Genomic DNA, 18211 nt, shown 5'->3' with positions numbered 1-18211 from the left:
GGATTAAAACAATAACTTTATGGCGATTGTGAAAATGGAACGTTGCTTTTAGCTTGTATCACGTTTTTAAACCATATAAGATCAGATAGAACTAGTTTCTTTGAAATTTAGAGATGTCATCATAAAACGAATCTTCGATATCCTTGTATCGCTAAGCAGTCTGATTGTTTTGGGCTGGTTCATTGTTGTACTTGTAGTTCTCGCATTTATAGACACTGGACGGCATGGGATCTTTAAACAGAAAAGGATAGGTCAATGGGGAAAATCCTTTTATATCTATAAAATCAGGACAATGCAGCACCTACCGGATGGTTCCTTAAGGACCACAGCTTTGGGACGTTTCTTAAGAGAGATGAAATGGGACGAGTTGCCACAATTATGGAATGTACTTAAGGGAGACATGAGTTTTGTGGGACCCCGACCTGATATACCCGGTTATGCGGATGCTTTAGAGGGTGAGGATCGTATCATATTATCTGTCAAACCCGGACTTACAGGAGTTGCTTCATTGTACTTTAAAGATGAGGAAGAGTTATTGGCACAACAGGAAAACCCCAGCACTTACAATGATCAAGTGATCTGGCCGAAAAAAATAGCGCTCAATAAGGCCTATATCGACAATTACAGCTTTTTTAAAGACCTCAGGATACTTTTTAAAACAGTGGCATTATCATTCGGACTGAAATAGGTATTCTGAATCTTTGCCACTTGAGTCAGAACAGCCAATAATAAAGGAATGATTAGGGATTGTAGTTAAGGCTAATGCCCATGGTATTGTCATTCCTGCGAAGGCAGGAATCTACCATTATTGTTTAGTTCGCTATCGTTGAAATTATTAGTACTTACTAAATCTATTTTTTTCTAAGTTTTTCGTTGTTCTTTGAATCAATGGATTCCTGCCTTCGCAGGAATGACAGTCTTGTGGTTTGAAAATGAGAAATTAGAAAAACTTGATCACTTGAAAACTGACAGGCAGGCAGTCGAAAATGTCAGGGTGAGCCTTTCGACTTCCTGCCCGCATGGCAGGCGGGGACTCAAGACAGGCTCCCTCGAAGCCCATACACATTAAGTATGGAGTCAATTAAATTAAACTTGCTTTTTAGTCTTTTGAGTCAGAACAGCCTATAATAAAGGAATGATTAGGGATTGTAGTTAAAGGAAATACCCATGGTATTGTCATTCCTGCGAAGGCAGGAATCCAGCATCATTATTTAGTTATTAATGGTTGAAACCATTTATCCACACTGAATTAATATTTTCTTAAGGTGTTTCTTCGTATTTTGAATCAATAGATTCCTGCCTTCGCAGGAATGACAGTCTCGTGATTTGAGAATGAGAAAATAGAAAAACTTGACTACTTGAAAGAAGACAAACAGGTTTACTTTTTTTTCATGAATAGGAAAAGTTGAAGGAATGGAATTAATTAGAGATCATTGAAGATCAAGGTTCTGTTTTTTTATCTTTGACACGACAGCCCATATGCTTCCTTTATGAATTATAAAATAAGAATATCTCCACCGCACATGGGTGGTGAAGAGTTAAAATATATTAAAGAGGCCCTGGCAACCAATTGGGTGGCTTCATCCGGAAGGCATATTTCAGATTTTGAAAAGGATCTGGAGTCATATCTGGGTGGACAGAGGCATGTGGTGGCCGTGTCATCCGGTACGGCAGCCATTCATCTCGCCTTAATTTTAGCGGGAGTACAACATGATGATGAGGTGATTTGCCAAAGCCTGACCTTTGCAGCCTCGGCCTTTCCAATACTATATCAAGGGGCTAAACCCATATTTGTGGATAGTGAACAGGATACCTGGAATCTTTGTCCAAGAGTCCTGGAGGAAACGATTCAGGATCGCCTATTAAAAGGAAAAAAACCTAAGGCCATCATTGTTGTGCACATTTTTGGAATGCCGGCTAAAATGGATGAGATTAAGACTGTTTCCAAAAAATATGACATCCCGCTTATTGGGGATGCGGCAGAAGCATTGGGAAGCAGCTATAAGGGCCATAAATGTGGGAGTCTTGGGGATTTTGGTATTCTATCCTTTAATGGTAATAAGGTTATCACCACATCGGGAGGTGGGGCTTTGATTTGCAAAGAGGTAAAACAAAAGGATAGAGCTATTTTCTTAGCGACACAGGCAAAAGATGAAGCCTTGTGGTATGCGCATAGTACGGTGGGGTATAATTACAGAATGAGCAACATTGCTGCGGGTATGGGCAGGGGTCAAATGGAGACTTTGTCGGCATACATTGAAAAGAGACGGGCGAATCATCTGTTTTATAAAAACCTGTTCGAGCCTTTTGATTATATACAGGTATTTTCAGAGACCAATGCCGAACACTATGCCAATCACTGGCTCACTTGTATTCAATTTTCTCCTAATAAAGCCAATAAAAGTGCGATGGGCCTACTACAGGCCTTAGGTCGGCAGGGCATAGAATCCAAACCCATATGGAGGCCCATGCATCTGCAGCCTTTGTTTAAAGGATGTCCTTATTACGGGGGTAAAGTAGCAGAGACCTTATTTGAAAATGGCTTGTGCCTGCCTTCTGGTTCCGGTTTAACGGATTCGGATAAACAGATGATTTCCAATGTTATTTTAGAGTATTTAAAGACTTGAACCTTAACTTCTTTAAGGGCAAACAAAAAACGAATAAGATCATGAATTTTATTTAACGTCCTATCGCCATAACCTTTAAAAATCAAGGTAGCAGTGAGGCAGAGAGATGAAAAGCTGTTTGAGTTCCCATGGTAATGGGAACGAGTTCTTTTCATCTGTGGATGAGGGTACCGTAGTATTTAATTAAGGTTATGGGGTAAGACTTGAGTTTTTTGGTTCGTTTTTGGGTCAAGCCAAAAATGAACAACACGAATTTATAAGTTGAAAAAAGGCAGCATAAATTGAATTCGATATGAATGAAGGAAGCTGCTTTGTACGGTTTCCAATAGTAAGAATATAAGCTCAAAAGATTGGAAATTCAGGAGCGAAGTGACGCCAATTTTTGAGCTTGGTTCACCGCAGGTGAAATTCCTACTATTGGTGTCCTTTTTTGGTTCAGTTTTTTGGACAAGCAAAAAATGAACATAACAAGTATTTTAAGATCGGCGAATAGGTATTAGAATTCTTCTATGCTACTTATAAGAGTTCTGAGATAACGGGATCTACTGAAATTTAACAGGCGGGCTTAGGTTCAGTTCCCTGCCCTGAGCATCAGCCTACCGGTCGGGCAGGAAGTCGAAGGGTTGGGTCAAGCCAAAAATGAACAATAAATTAAATACTTTAAATTTGCCCAAGTCCCATATGTTCTGAAACAGAAAACAAAACAAATGTTCGATTACAACGAAAAAATCATATTAATAACCGGAGGTACGGGTTCACTGGGAAAGGCATTAACTCAATATATCTTAGAAGCACATCCCGAGATAAAGCAACTACGCGTTTTGTCGAGAGACGAACAAAAACAAGCTGCTATGGCCAGGACCTTACCGAAATCTAAATACCCTCAGGTACACTATGTCATTGGCGATGTAAGAGATAAGGAACGCCTGTTTCGTGTTTTTCAGGGGGTTGATTATGTGATCCATACCGCTGCGATGAAAGATGTTCATGTGGCCGAAAGCAATCCGGATGAGTGCATCAAAACGAATATAGGAGGGGCTCAGCATGTGATAGAGGCTTGTCTGGAAGCCGGCGTCGAACGGGTAGTGTCATTGTCGACCGACAAGGCCTGTTCGCCCAACAGTCTTTATGGAGCCACAAAACTGATTTCTGATAAATTGTTCATAGCCGCCAATAATTCTAATGGCAGTACGTTAACCAGGTTTACGGTGGTGCGTTATGGGAATATGATGGGATCTACCGGTTCTGTGGTACCATTTTTTATCAAAAAGAAGCAGGAGGATGGCATTTTGCCTATTACCGATCCCAATATGACCCGGTTTAACATTTTATTGGAAGAAGGGGCTAAAATGGTCCTGTATGCCCTGGAGCATACCTGGGGAGGTGAAATATTTGTCCCTAAATTACCCTCATACCGCATTATGGATGTCGCCAATGCCATTGGTCCGGAATGTGAAAAGCCCATTATAGGAATACGGCCGGGGGAAAAGGTGCATGAGGAAATGATTTCCAAGACGGATGCCTTCTACACCTACGATCTTGGCGCCCATTATGTTATTCTGCCTCCCAACCCGTCATGGCGTTTGGAAGATTTTATAAGTAGCTTTGATGCTAAAAAGGTGCCTCAGGGGTTTAGTTATAATTCAGGGGAGAATACGGCATGGGAAACGGTTGATAGTTTAAAGGGTATCATAGAGGCGTTTAAAAACGATTAAATGATTATGGTTAGGAGTATAAATATCTTACTTTTACCTGCTGAAATCAAATCGGGAATATATAAATCTAAATTGAATTAACAATGTCAAAAAAAATAGCCTTAATTACTGGAGTAACAGGTCAAGACGGGGCTTATTTAAGTGAGTTTTTGTTGAAGAAGGGATATGAAGTGCATGGGATCAAACGCCGATCTTCTTTGTTCAATACGGACAGAATTGACCATTTATACCAGGATCCACACGAACAAGACAGAAACTTTTTCCTTCATTACGGGGATATGACGGATAGTACCAACCTGACACGGATTATTCAGGAAGTGCAACCTCAGGAAATTTATAATTTGGCAGCGATGAGTCATGTCCATGTATCTTTTGAGATGCCTGAATATACTGCGAATGCTGATGGGGTTGGGACTCTGAGATTGTTAGAGGCCATTCGGTTTTTAGGGATGGAAAAAAAGTGCCGTATTTATCAAGCATCTACTTCTGAGTTATATGGAAAGGTCCAGGAGGTACCACAAACAGAGACCACACCATTTTACCCAAGGAGCCCGTATGCAGTTGCGAAAATGTATGCTTATTGGATAACGGTAAATTATAGAGAGGCCTATGGCATTTATGCATGTAATGGTATTTTATTTAACCACGAATCGCCCATTAGAGGAGAGACTTTTGTAACGCGAAAAATAACCAGGGCAGTTTCAAGAATCGCCTTAGGTCTTCAGGATAAATTTTATTTAGGAAATTTGGATGCCCAAAGGGATTGGGGACATGCCAAGGATTATGTGCGAATGATGTGGATGATTCTACAGGCTGAGGAAGCAGAGGATTGGGTCATTGCTACAGGAAAAACAACTCCGGTCAGGGAGTTTGTTAGAATGAGTTTTAATGAAGTTGGTATTGAATTGGAATTCAAGGGCAAGGGAGTAGACGAAAAGGCTTATGTAAAATCATGCAGCAACTCGGAATATCAGTTACCAATAGGGAAAGAGGTCTTGAGTGTAGATCCCAAATACTTCAGGCCGACAGAGGTGGATTTACTCGTGGGAGATGCCTCAAAGGCAAAGCATAAACTGGGTTGGGTTCCGAAGTATTCCCTGAACGATCTGGTTCAGGACATGATGCAGAGCGACCTGAAATTGATGAAAAAGGATCAGTATCTGAGAAACGGGGGCTATGAAACGATGAATTACTTTGAATAAGGAATGAAGAAAAATTCTAAAATTTATGTCGCCGGACATAAGGGTTTGGTAGGCAGTGCAATTTTAAAAAACTTAAAATCCAAAGGGTATAACAATTTTTTGACACGTACCTATCAGGAGTTGGACTTAACTGAGGCATCTGCCGTAGCTGAATTTTTTCAAGAAGAGAAACCGGAGTATGTGTTTTTAGCAGCTGCTAAAGTAGGGGGCATCATTGCGAATAACACCTATCGGGGAGAGTTTATTTATGACAATTTAATGATTCAAAACAATGTGATTCATCAGAGTTATTGTCATGGGATAAAAAAATTACTTTTTTTGGGAAGTACCTGTATCTACCCAAAAAACTGCCCGCAGCCCATGAAAGAGGACTATTTACTGACAGACCCGTTGGAGTATACGAATGAACCCTATGCCATAGCCAAAATAGCGGGTATTAAAATGTGCGAAAGCTATAATTTGCAATATGGAACGAATTTCATTTCAGTTATGCCTACCAATTTGTATGGCCCCAATGATAATTTCAATTTGGAAAAGTCGCATGTCCTCCCAGCGCTCATAAGAAAAATGCATTTAGGGAAATTATTATCAGAAGGCCAATATGAGGCTGTTATTAAAGATTTAGGACTAGATTCCATTGAAGAGGCCAAGTCGTATTTAAGTCAATTTGGAGTCACTGCCAACCGTGTTGAGATTTGGGGCACAGGAAAGCCAAAACGTGAGTTTCTATGGAGTGAGGACATGGCTGATGCCTGCGTATTCCTGATGGAGCATATTGATTTTAAGGATACGGTTCCATCCGGAACCAAGGAAATTCGAAATACACATATTAATATCGGGACTGGCAAAGATATTTCGATTAAGGAATTGGCGGAAACGATTAAAGACATTGTCGGTTTTAAAGGTGAACTCGTATTCAATACAGAAAAACCGGATGGTACAATGCGTAAACTAACCGATGTGTCGAAATTAAACAAGTTGGGTTGGCGATATAAAATTGAATTAGAGGAAGGTATACAAAGAGTATATGATTCGTATTAAATATGAACAAAAGTTTTGACTTAAAATTCAAAAGGAATTTTAAGTTAAGATTCGAAGGATAATGAAAAGCAAGTTAAAGGACGTATTGTTAGATTTGAGGAAGCGTAAAAGAGCATTGATGGCTTTTAATCTTCAAAATCTGTATCATCTGGAAGCTGCAAAATTAGTGTCGGAAAGATTGAAAGTTCCATTAATAATTCAGTTTTCAGAAAGGTATTTACGATTACTTGATGAAAAGTACGGCATAGAATTTCTGATAAAAACATATGGAAATGACTTTATTTATTTTCATTTGGATCATTGTATAGACCTTCAGTTTATTAAGCGCTGCATAGATTTTGGATTTGATTCGGTAATGTATGATGGCTCGGCTTTTGATATCGAGACCAATATGAAAAACACAAAAATCATAATAGCACATGCCTCGAAGGTTGGTTGTTTAGTTGAAGGGGAATTAGGGAAAGTGTCGGGTGTTGAGGATGGTTTTGGAGAGGAAGGGTCCTCATATGCAGAAATTGAAGAGATTGAGACCTACGTAAAAGAAACGAAAATCGATTTAATGGCCCTTGGGATTGGTAATGCGCACGGTTTTTATGATGATTTGAAAGGATTAAAGACTGCTATTTTAAAGGAAGCCAGTAATAAGTTGGACGATCAACAGTTTTATGTTTTACATGGGGGGACAGGACTCCCGGATAGCATTATAAAGGAAACAATTGATTATGGCGTGGTTAAGATTAATGTTTCTACACAACTCAAAAAACATACTATGGATTTATTAAAATCATATACTTCTGGCAATGATCTTTATAATGAAATATCTTTTAACAAATTAATGACAGAGGGATTGTCTCAACTTTTTGAGGAATACCTGATGAAGTATACTCAATAATTAAATAAATGTATTTAGTAATAAATTTAGGGCTTAAATCGATAAGAGGCATTGTTTTTAATGAAGAAGGAAAACAAATATATACGACTTCAAGGGCCGTATATTCTAATTTAATCGATCATAAGGTTGAACAGGATTCAAGAGAATGGAAGATTAAACTGGAGAATATTTTAACCGAAATTTCCTCAATTGATTACCTCAACGGTAAAATAGAATACATCACATCAACAACAAGTTCCTCCTGTATTTTTGGAATTGATGATAAAGGAAACCCCTTAACAAAAGTTATGATGGTCTCGGATAAAAGAGCATATAAGGAAGCTCAGGAGATAGAAACCATAATTAATTCGCAGGGAGAAAAATCTATTGTTAATTGTCCGGAATCATCAATTATTTCTAAGGCACTTTGGGTAAAAAGAAATAATCCGGAAGTATTCAGTGAGGTTAAATGTTGGATTGGGGCGGGGGAATTCCTTAATTATTATTTCACGGAGGAGGTATTTACGGATACACTAAACGCTAGCAAGGGTTTTTTTAATGATGGAAACTATCATGAAGATCTAATTAACAATGTGGGTTTGGATGTGAACACATTGCCCATAGTCAGGGAAATGGGATATGAACTACCGGTCCTAAAAAAAATCAAAACAACATTTAATTTATCACCTAAATGTAAATATATATTGACCACCTACGATGCCATTTGTGCTGTAGTAGGGTCTTTTGATGGGGATAAAAAAACAGCCTGTGATGTTTCTGGAACAGTAACTTCGGTGAGGGTGCTTTCAGACCATGGCCTTAATGCTGGAAAGGGATTGATATTATCCCAAAAACTGGGAAATCATGATAAATTTTTAATTGGCGCATCAAATAATTTGGGAGGAGGTATCATAGAATGGTTGAAGCAGGCATTTTATAATGAAGCGGATAAGAACGTCTATTACATTATGGAAAACAATGCGCACGAGATCTCTATAGGCGCTCATGGAATACTTTTTCTACCCTATATGCTGGGAGAACGCGCACCTTTTAAGAACGCCAATGCCAAAGGTTCATTTTTTGGGGTTAATAGAAGCAGTACAATAAAAGAATTTACGCGAGCTGTTTTTGAATCTACTGCTTTTGTTTCAAATGATCTTCTCAAATTGATAACATCTAATGGCTTGGACATCGAATCGATGACCGTAAGTGGAGGATTGGCGAGATTCGACCTAATCAATCAAATAAAAGCTGATGTCACCAATAAAAGAATAAAAGTTATAGAAAATTTTGAAAGCACTTCTGTAGGTGCTTTTATACTCATGATGATAAGTTTAAATAGGTTTAACTCTATAGAAGAGGCGGCATCGAAAATTATTAAAATTAGAAAAATCATTAACCCTTCAGAGGATAATCATAAAGTATATCATGAATTTTTTATGTTCTATAAGAAATTAAATGAGCGTTTACTGCCAATGTATAATGATCACTATAATTTAAGGAAACAGATTAAGTCATTCGCATCAGAAACCATAAGCAATTTATGACACATTATTCTATAAAACCTAAATTAGTAGTAGCGCCAATTTCTTTTGAAGTTTTAACAGAGTTTAATCTTGGGAGCCGTGTTTTAATTCTTATTTCCAAAACCGTTTTAGACACCTTTAATTTTTCTTCGATTTTTGATGAACTAAAAAAGGAAAGAACACTTTACATTTACAATCACATCAGTCCGGATGCCCCATTTGAGGATTTAGATAAGGTTATAAATGATCTGACAGGGAAACGCATAGAAAGTATAATAGCCATTGGTGGCGGGTCTGTAATAGACGCTGCAAAGGCCTTATCCATAGCATTTCAGGGCGTTAGTTATAAAGATGTGTTTTATAAAAGAGCTGAAATGCCTAAGAATAAAATTAAGGTTATCGCTATTCCAACTACCGCGGGTACAGGAGCAGAGTTATCTTTTGGTGCAATAATTTATGATAAAGAGAATTCCATTAAAGGAGGTTTACGAGGGGATATTATTCAACCAAATGGCGTGATTATAGACGCCAATCTGCATAATGCCTGTCCTTCCAAGTTAAAAGCTGAGGTTGGGTTTGATTGCCTAACACATGCCATAGAAACCTATATATCCAAAAAATCGAATCCTTTGGTAAAAAATCAATCGATAGGCTGTATAAGAAACATTTTTTCGTATTTAATCCCGGCATGCAAGGAAAATAATCTATATGCCATGGAGAAAATAGCGCTTTCATCTGCTTTAATGGGGATAAATTTAGCCTATAGTTCAACTTGTCTTCCGCACAGAATACAGTATGTTATTGGTCCTTTAACCGGAACAAGTCACGCGCAGGGATTAATTGCTTTGTACAAAGGCTGGTTAAGTCATTTGAAGGATCTCAGTTTAATCGAATTTAAACGTCTTGCTGATGATTTAGACCTTAGCATTATAGGGTTTTTAGACAAGGTTCAGTTATTAAAAGAAAGCTTGGACATCGATTACTCAATTTCAGACCTGGGAATTAATGAAAATCAAATAATTGATATATCAAATCAGGTATCGGGAAACCTTGAAGCAGATCCATCGTACACGGGAATTGAAACTATTAAAAAGATTTTATTTAATTCATTATAGAATGACAGGAGTAATATTAGCTGCCGGAAAAGGAAGTCGATTGGGAAATTATACCATTGATCTTCCGAAAAGTTTATTGCCTTTGGATGATGATGGCTACACACTATTAGATTATAACATAGATATATTGAGCCAGTTGAATTTAAAAAACATCATTGTTGTAACCGGGTTTAACAGCCATAAAATTGAGGATCATCTTTCAAAATGTAATAACATTGAGATCATATACAATCCTTTTTGGAATCATTGTAATGTTTTAGGGTCATTGTACATGGGACTGAAAAGCCTAAATGACGACTTTTTATTTTTACATGCCGACACTTTGGCCGAACGGTCAATTTGGGAAGAATTGGTTGGTGCTGAGGGAGATATGGTGCTTCCATTTGAACGGAAGCTTTGTGGTGAGGAGGAAATGAAAATGGAACTAAAGAATGGTAAAGTTATACAGATCACTAAAGAGATGAACCCTGAATCTGCTGACGGCGAGTTTTTGGGCATTGCTAAATTTAAAAAATCAACCATTCCGTTTTTTAAATCGACCGCGGAAATGTTATTTAAAAAAGGCGAGTTACATCACTATATGGAATCGGTAATTTCTGAGGCAATAAAAAAAGAACAATTCAATATTCGGGCTCTTGATATTTTAGATTCTAATTTTGTAGAAGTCGACTTTGAAGAGGATTATATTAGAGCAAAAAAGAAGTTTGGCAGATATAATTCATAACGAGGGAAGAGTAATTCAGTTACTGATGTGATAATTTATGATAAAACACGGAATGAAAATATCTAATGGGTCTGGAGACAAAAAAGCCCTCTTATCCAATTTTTTTTCCTTATCTGTTCTTCAGGGGATGAACATGCTGTTACCCTTGGTGACCTTACCTTATTTAGTACGGGTATTGGGGGTTGAAAAATTTGGGCTGGTAAACTTTGCCGTTTCCATTGTTATGTATTTTAACATTTTGGTTAGCTTCGGATTTGAATTGTCTGCAACACGTGAAATCTCTATTCATAGAGCGGATTCTAAAAAGGTTTCCGAGATATTCTCTTCGGTCATGTTCATTAAGTTATGCTTGCTTTTTTTATCCTTCATTACACTCTCAATTCTTATTTTGACAATAGAGATCTTTCAGACGAATGCGCTGTTATATTATGCTACATTTGGTTTAGTGGTAGGGAATTGTATTTTTCCGACCTGGCTGTTTCAGGGCATGGAAAAAATGAAATATATGACCTACGTTAATGTATTCTCAAAAGTCCTGTTTACGATCCTGATATTTGTTGTTATAAAGAAATCTTCAGATTACATTTATGTGCCTATTTTAAATGCATTAGGTGTGATTTTAGGCTCGAGTTATGCGTTTTGGCTGGCCTTTAAACTGTTTTCTTTAAAATGGGTCAAACCAAAAAAGGCGGCTATTCTTAAAGAGCTTGTAGATAGTTTTCAATTTTTCTTGTCAAGGATGGCCAACAATGGGAGCAGATATTTTGTAACGACCTTATTTGGCCTACATTTTGGAAATTTGATTGTTGGATATTATACCATGGTTGAGAAATTGTTTTTTGCATTTATGAGTCTTGGTTCAGTGGTGTCTCAAACCATTTATCCCTATATGGCAAGGACCAGAAACCTAGTGTTTTTAAAAAAAATATTAGTTGCTTTAACCGGCATATCATTATTACTGGTCATCCCAATTATTTATTTTAATCAGGAATTGTTGCAGATCATTTATGATGAACAAAGTCGTATGCTGTCTTTGATTTTTACAATTGTTTTCAGCGGGGCGGTTTTCGCAATTATGAGTATGATTTTAGGCTATCCCTTACTGGCGGCCTTCGGGTATATAAAGTATGCAAACAATAGCCTCATCTATGCCGCTCTGATTTATATCTTATATACTACATTAGCAGTTTATGTTTCCAAAGACGTCTATATTGTCGTATTTGCTATTCCGGTTTACATGCTAACGGGTTTGGTATTTAGGGTTTATTATGTGTTTAAAACGAAATTAATGACATTAAAGCAAGAATGATAAAAGAGATAATTACAAATAAGGGAATCATTACCTATAAAGAAACGATACCGGTTTCCGGGACCAAATATATAAATCTGGAGTTAGCCAAGCAGAATCTTCTGGATTTAAAAGGGGTTTTAGACGGGAATAATATAAAGTTCGGACTTATTTATGGCACTTTATTGGGGGCCATCAGAGAAAATAATTTTATTGAACATGATGAGGATATCGATTTATACATTTTAGAAGAACATAAGGAAGCGCTTTTAGATGTGCTGCCAGAGGTCATTGAGTTAGGCTTCAGCGTCATTAGATATGATGGAAAATTGTTAAGTATTAAAAGACATGAGGAGTACATTGATTTTTATTTTTTTAAAAAAACAAGTTCGAATTACAGGAAATGTGACCTAGGACTAAAAGCAAAATGCAGATATTTAGAAAACACAGAGGACTACGAGTTTCTGGGCAGTACATTTCAAATTCCTGTAGAACCGGAAAAGTTTTTAGTGGATTTATATGGTAAAAACTGGAGAACTCCCGTTAAGGATGTGGCTGCAATTGAATTTAACAAGTATATTATTTTCAGAGAAACCATTCGAAAAAACCTACCGTTTTTATTTTTAATCTTAAACAAATTAAAAGGCTTCTTTAGGCGTCCAGAACCAAATTAAATCTAAACCAAAAAAGACTTAAATTAACCTTAATATTCCTAAATTGCCCGGAATTGACATAATCTTATCTAATACATGGTCATATCGGAACAAAAATTATTAAAATGGGGGTTGGTTCTTAACGCGAGCTATGTTTTAATGTTCTTTTTAATTCGACCTGATGGGATTAGTCTTTTAAAAATCGCAATTACCTCTTTATTATTATTTTCGGTATTGATTATTTTCATCTTGTCAATTAAAAACAAGATATCTTTAAGAAACATTCCTCTGTGCTCAAGGATTTTGTTTTATTTACTTCTGATCTGGGGGATAATTACAGTGATCAGGGGCTTTTCTTTATCCTTGCAGGATTGGGTCACTAATTTTGGGAATGTTTATATGGGATTGGCCTGGTTAGTGCCTGTTGCCATGGCACTTGGTCTCAAATTAGAGAACTGGAATATCGTTTACAGGGTCATATTCTTTGTTTTTGAACTCATGATTTTAGTTTTCGGAATTTCCCTGTTTTTCAACAATAGTTATTTACAATGGGCCTGGTTGCTAAGGCCGGTAAACTTAATATTATTGCTTGGGCTTAACCGCATTTCTTTGAGAAAAAAGATTATCGTTGTACTCACAATAGGTATATTAATTTTTGTCGCAACAAGTGTAAAGCAGCGCATGGACCTGTTGTTTTTATCATTAACACTTGGATTGCTGTTATTGGATAAAATAGTTGGCATAAAACTACGTCGTGTTCTCTTGAAGTATATTGTTGCTGTTTTTATCTTGGTTTTAATTTGGGTCTTTACTATAGGTTATGATTATGTTTCAAATATCATATCATCTATTGTAGATTTTCAAGATTCGAGAACGTTTCTTTTTGCTGAAATTTTTGCTGATTTGAATAAAACTGAAGCAATTTTTGGTAGAGGCTCTCTCGGAACTTATTACAGTGATTTTTTTGAAAGAACTCGGAGATATTGGATTTTTATGGGGCAAAAAGGGTGGGCAGGTGATGTTCCAGAAAGGATTACTGTGGAAGTGGGATATTTACAGGTGATATTGAAAGGAGGCCTGATTCTATTAATTTTAAATCTATTAATATATTTCCAAGCCATTTATCTGGCGCTTTTTAGATCCAGGAATAAATTCATTAAACGCTTGGGTTATTATATTTTGTTAATCACTATGTTAAGTTTGGTGTCTTTCCGACCTGCTTTTACCCCAACATTTATTTTTTTATGGATGGCCATAGGGACAGTTTTAGTTAAAAAATACAGAGTCATGAATGATAATGAAATAAACCAAATGGTAATATTTTTAAAATGACGGATAACCCTTTAGTCAGTATAATTACGGTGGTTTTTAACGGTGAAAAACACTTACAGCAAACTATTGATAGTGTAGCACAGCAGACCTATAAAAACATCGAGTATATTATCATTGATGGAAAGTCAACAGATGGAACTTTAGACATTATTAAACGGAATGAATCGAAAATCACTAGATGGATCAGTGAACCGGATGAGGGGTTATACGATGCCATGAACAAAGGTATAGACTTGGCGTCAGGGGAGCTAATCGGAATAGTTAACAGTGATGATTGGTATGAATTGGATGCAGTTGAAACCGTGGTAAATACATATTTAAAGTACGATAATAAAAGAATTTTTCACGGCGATAAAATGTGTATTCCAGAGAATGGGAAACCATTTATAAGGAAAGCTAAGAACAATTCTTTTTTAATTAAATACCATGGTATGGTGCTTAACCACCCAACAATGTTTATACATAGAAACGTGTATGATGAAAATAAATACAACACTAGTCTTTCCTCGTTGTCGGATTATCAATTCGTCTTGACCAATTATAACCATGATAAATTTCAATTCCATTATATTCCTAAATTAATTTCAAATTATCGATTAGGAGGAATTAGTGCGAAGGTAAATCTTCTAAAATCCCTTAAAGAAAATTTTATTGCCAGAAAAAATTCAGGAATGAATATTTTTCAATGTTATTTTGGGGTCTTTTTAAGAATTATTTCAGAGACCATAAAGAAGGTTAAAATATGAGAGAAGATATAATTCTTGATTTTTTTAGTACTCTAGAAAGGCATTATGATTATGCTATTATACATCATGTTGATAAAATATTCGAAAAGACATGTGACATTGATTTGGTCATAAATTGTAATAAAGAGGACCTTAAAAGATTTATTTCTGCTTATTGTTTGAACAATCAGTCCTATTACGTTAGCCATACTATCGATTTAGGCGTTCAAAGATTTAATATTATCTATTTTAATAATACAGAAATATTTAAGATTGAACTCGACGTGACCTATTCGAATAAAAATAATTTGGAGATCGATACTAAGGGGGCTCTGAAAAGAAAAAAGACAACCTTTATCAAAGGAAAGGCTTTGTATATGCTTGACTCAGAAGATGAGTTTCTCTATTACCTTAGAAAAAAGGTTTTTAAAAAGAGCCCTGTTGAAGAGCATTTAAGTTATTTTCAAAAGCTATTGCCTGATATCAGTGAAAATGAGATTAGAGAAAAATATAAGAAGGAAAAAAAATATCTTAGGTCACCTTTTTTTTTATTCAAATATTATTTGCATAAATTTTTCTTATTGTATTACAGAATTTTGGAATGTCCGAGTATGACTATTTCTTTTTTGGGGCCAGATGGTTCGGGCAAGTCTACAATTATTGATTGCATAAGGGCCAACAACCCGTTTGTTAACTTCGAATATTATCATTTAAAACCTAAAAAAATAAAATCGAAGAACCAGAACATTCAAATAAATCCTCATCAGAATAATAACTATTCTGTACTATTATCTGTGCTCAAATTGATATATTTTATTTTCGAATATAATTTCTATTGGTTAATAAATATACTTCCAAAAAAAATAACCCCTACGCTTATTGTTTTTGATAGGTATTTTGAAGATATTTTTGCAGATCCTAAGCGTTACCGTTATGGAGCGTCAGACTCTTTTGTTAAATTCTTAAAAAAATTCATCCCAAAACCAAGTATCCATTTTATTTTAGAGGCTCCCGTGGAAGTTATCCATAATAGGAAAAAGGAGGTTTCTGAAACAAGTTTAAAATTACAATTAAAAAAGTATCGAGAACTGGGCAAACAGAAAAATTATTATTTAATCAATGCAAATAAGCCTGTTGATGCGATAGTAAATGATGTTGTTAAAACTATGCTAAGAGAAAATACAATTAATAATAGCATGTTTTATTCAGATGGTAAATATGTTAGCCTACCTTTTTTTAAGAAGAGAGTATCTTTAAATATCAATTCACTAAAAGCTATTGAAAATGGACTTAGTTTATATAATCCATATTCTAAGAAGGCCTTAATTTTCAAAATCTTTTTTAAAAGATATGTTTTATCCTTCAGGAATGTGTTCAGAAACTTTTTAAAATCTCATAGCAATGGTGAGTTTATAAATCATTTGGAAAAGGTATTGCAAATGAAATTCACATCATCAATTTATTATCCAACGATTTCTGATAAACTTATCTTACAATTACTAGATTCAAATGAAGATATTTATGGATATGTTAAAATTGGTCTCAATCCTAAAGGGAATCACAAAATTATTAATGAGATAAGAGGAGTGAAGGAGATGGCTTCAAGAGGATTACTTGATGAGGATTATTTAATTCATTCAGGGACTTATTATGGGTGTGAATATTTTTTAATGAAACCAATTGAAGGTCAAAGTGCTAAATGTTTGTCAAGGCGTGATATTGATATGCTTTTAGATAAATTGAAATCAAATGAGAAGTTTAAATTAAGAGAGCATCCGGGATTTTTAAAATTAGTTAATAGAGCAAAAATAATGAATAGGGTTAAGTTAATGGAGATATTATTAGATATTAAAAACACATCTAATTTTAGTTATAACTTAGTCATTGAACACGGTGATTTTGCCTTATGGAATATACTCATAACAAATAACGGATTAATACAACTTATTGATTTTGAATATTATTCAAACCAGGGGATTGAATTTGTTGATTTGTTTAATTTTTATTTTCAAAAAGGTAAATTAATTTTAAAATTAGAGGGTGAAAGGTTAATCAAATATTTGAAAGACAATATTTCACTAGATACATTTAATGAGATGCTAAAAGTTTTTTTGATCAATAGAATTCTTCTTCAAGAAGAAGAGTGTTCAAATCAGAATCATGAGTTCGAATTATTACTTAAAATAGACGGGTCCAATAAATGACTTTTGATAGAATTATAATTGCATATGCCTGTGAGGATAGTGGTTCTGAGCCTGGTGTAGGCTATTTTTGGACTAAAGCTATTTCTAGGGCATTTAGCGATGACCAAATCCTATTGATTACCAGAAAGAACAATGATCTATCGAAATTATTAAAAGAGCGAAATAATATACACTTAAAAGGAATTGATATTTCTAAAAATCTTCTTTTTATTAAAAAATTTCTCGGAACGCGACCATATTATATTATTTGGCAGTTTATTGTGTTTACGTATCTTATAAATCATTATAAAATCTTTAAAAACTCTAAGATTCATCAGGTCACATTTACTCCAATGTACTATCCTCCAATATTTTTTCTTTTACCTTTTAAATTCGTGTGGGGTCCTCTTGGAGGAGGGGAGTCATATCCATTGTCATATTTAAAAGAATTAAAACCATTAGATAAAATAAAAGAGGTTCTTCGACTTTTATTAAGATATTCTATCTACCTGAATCCTTTATTTTATTTGGGATGTATTCGTTCAGAAAAAATTATTTGTTCAACACCTGAGAGTTCTGATATGATACCTAGAGTATTTAATAAAAAGGTAATGATCGAACTTATGGTCTTTGATTTCGACAAAAAGGATATAGTAACCAAAAAAGATAAAACGATTGTTATGGCAAATCGATTAATCGATTGGAAAATTACTCACCTTTTTGTAGAGGCTTTTAAGGAGTTTAATGAGATGAATCTAACCGATTACAAATTAATAATCATCGGAGATGGTCCATATTTCAAAAAAATTGAGCCCTTTCTGGATTACCAGTCAATTATTCACATTAAGCGATTTAGTTCTAGGAAAGATATGTTATCTATATTGAAGAAGTCGTCGTTGTTTGTATCTATGTCCTTGAGAGATTCTGGTGCAGCATCTCTATTAGAAGCTATTAGTTATGGGGTTCCTTTTTTAGTATCTGCTTCTGGTGCTCATAAAGTATATTTGGACCAAAATATTGGTTTCAGTTTTAAGTTAGATAATTTTAATGAAGACAAATTGAAAATTAAAAGTATTTTGGGAAATATTCTAACAAATGAATACGTTTTGAAAGAAGAGTCTTCAAAAGTTCTAAATGTTTACAATTCTTATTTTTCGGAAAAGGTAAAAATTAAAAGAATTCAAAGCGCATTAAGTTAGAAACAAGTAG

The 18211-nt window shown here is 35.2% G+C and carries 15 protein-coding genes; all 15 read left to right on the top strand.

Annotated features, from left to right (window positions below):
* Window positions 1-100 precede the first annotated feature (100 nt).
* The 15 genes from MR041_RS04485 to MR041_RS04415 all read left to right on the top strand — a co-directional run bounded on the left by MR041_RS04485 (window position 101) and on the right by MR041_RS04415 (window position 18201).
* Window positions 101-688: a sugar transferase gene (locus tag MR041_RS04485; RefSeq protein WP_242092386.1), complete on the top strand. Its 588-nt coding sequence runs from the start codon at window positions 101-103 to the stop codon at window positions 686-688.
* An 802-nt stretch (window positions 689-1490) separates the two neighbouring features.
* A complete protein-coding gene (locus MR041_RS04480) occupies window positions 1491-2627 on the top strand; it encodes an aminotransferase class I/II-fold pyridoxal phosphate-dependent enzyme (protein WP_242092385.1) in 1137 nt (378 codons plus the stop codon).
* Window positions 2628-3334: 707 nt separating this feature from the next.
* Window positions 3335-4342 (top strand): UDP-N-acetylglucosamine 4,6-dehydratase (inverting), encoded by a 1008-nt coding sequence (pseB, locus tag MR041_RS04475; RefSeq protein WP_242092384.1) that lies wholly within the window; start codon window positions 3335-3337, stop codon window positions 4340-4342.
* Between the two features lie 83 nt (window positions 4343-4425).
* Window positions 4426-5544, top strand: coding sequence for a GDP-mannose 4,6-dehydratase (gmd, locus tag MR041_RS04470; RefSeq protein ID WP_242092383.1), 1119 nt, complete (start codon window positions 4426-4428; stop codon window positions 5542-5544).
* A 3-nt stretch (window positions 5545-5547) separates the two neighbouring features.
* Window positions 5548-6585 (top strand): GDP-L-fucose synthase family protein, encoded by a 1038-nt coding sequence (locus tag MR041_RS04465; protein ID WP_242092382.1) that lies wholly within the window; start codon window positions 5548-5550, stop codon window positions 6583-6585.
* Between the two features lie 61 nt (window positions 6586-6646).
* The gene (locus tag MR041_RS04460; RefSeq protein ID WP_242092381.1) at window positions 6647-7477 is read left to right on the top strand and encodes a class II fructose-bisphosphate aldolase; all 831 of its coding nucleotides are present in this window, start codon (window positions 6647-6649) and stop codon (window positions 7475-7477) included.
* An 8-nt stretch (window positions 7478-7485) separates the two neighbouring features.
* Window positions 7486-9003 carry a xylulokinase gene (locus MR041_RS04455; protein WP_242092380.1) on the top strand — a complete coding sequence of 506 codons (1518 nt, stop codon included), beginning with the start codon at window positions 7486-7488 and terminating at the stop codon, window positions 9001-9003.
* A complete protein-coding gene (locus MR041_RS04450) occupies window positions 9000-10097 on the top strand; it encodes an iron-containing alcohol dehydrogenase family protein (protein ID WP_242092379.1) in 1098 nt (365 codons plus the stop codon). Before MR041_RS04455 ends, MR041_RS04450 begins: the two co-directional genes overlap by 4 nt.
* 1 nt (window position 10098) lies before the next feature.
* On the top strand, window positions 10099-10821 hold the full coding sequence (locus MR041_RS04445) for a phosphocholine cytidylyltransferase family protein (protein ID WP_242092378.1): 723 nt from the start codon (window positions 10099-10101) through the stop codon (window positions 10819-10821).
* 52 nt (window positions 10822-10873) lie between these two features.
* On the top strand, window positions 10874-12130 hold the full coding sequence (locus MR041_RS04440; RefSeq protein WP_242092377.1) for an oligosaccharide flippase family protein: 1257 nt from the start codon (window positions 10874-10876) through the stop codon (window positions 12128-12130).
* A complete protein-coding gene (locus tag MR041_RS04435) occupies window positions 12127-12783 on the top strand; it encodes a LicD family protein (RefSeq protein WP_242092376.1) in 657 nt (218 codons plus the stop codon). The genes MR041_RS04440 and MR041_RS04435 overlap by 4 nt, the downstream gene beginning before the upstream one ends.
* A 477-nt stretch (window positions 12784-13260) precedes the next feature.
* Entirely contained in the window at window positions 13261-14094 is an 834-nt protein-coding gene (locus MR041_RS04430) for a hypothetical protein (RefSeq protein WP_242092375.1), read from the top strand.
* On the top strand, window positions 14091-14840 hold the full coding sequence (locus MR041_RS04425) for a glycosyltransferase family 2 protein (RefSeq protein ID WP_242092374.1): 750 nt from the start codon (window positions 14091-14093) through the stop codon (window positions 14838-14840). Before MR041_RS04430 ends, MR041_RS04425 begins: the two co-directional genes overlap by 4 nt.
* On the top strand, window positions 14837-17023 hold the full coding sequence (locus MR041_RS04420) for a nucleoside/nucleotide kinase family protein (RefSeq protein ID WP_242092373.1): 2187 nt from the start codon (window positions 14837-14839) through the stop codon (window positions 17021-17023). The genes MR041_RS04425 and MR041_RS04420 overlap by 4 nt, the downstream gene beginning before the upstream one ends.
* On the top strand, window positions 17020-18201 hold the full coding sequence (locus MR041_RS04415; RefSeq protein ID WP_242092372.1) for a glycosyltransferase: 1182 nt from the start codon (window positions 17020-17022) through the stop codon (window positions 18199-18201). The genes MR041_RS04420 and MR041_RS04415 overlap by 4 nt, the downstream gene beginning before the upstream one ends.
* Window positions 18202-18211: the final 10 nt, after the last annotated feature.

Source organism: Aestuariivivens sediminicola (genome assembly GCF_022662015.1).
Lineage (GTDB): Bacteria > Bacteroidota > Bacteroidia > Flavobacteriales > Flavobacteriaceae > Aestuariivivens > Aestuariivivens sediminicola.
The sequence above is the reverse complement of the archived record's forward strand: the minus strand, read 5'-3'. Positions and strand labels throughout refer to the sequence as shown.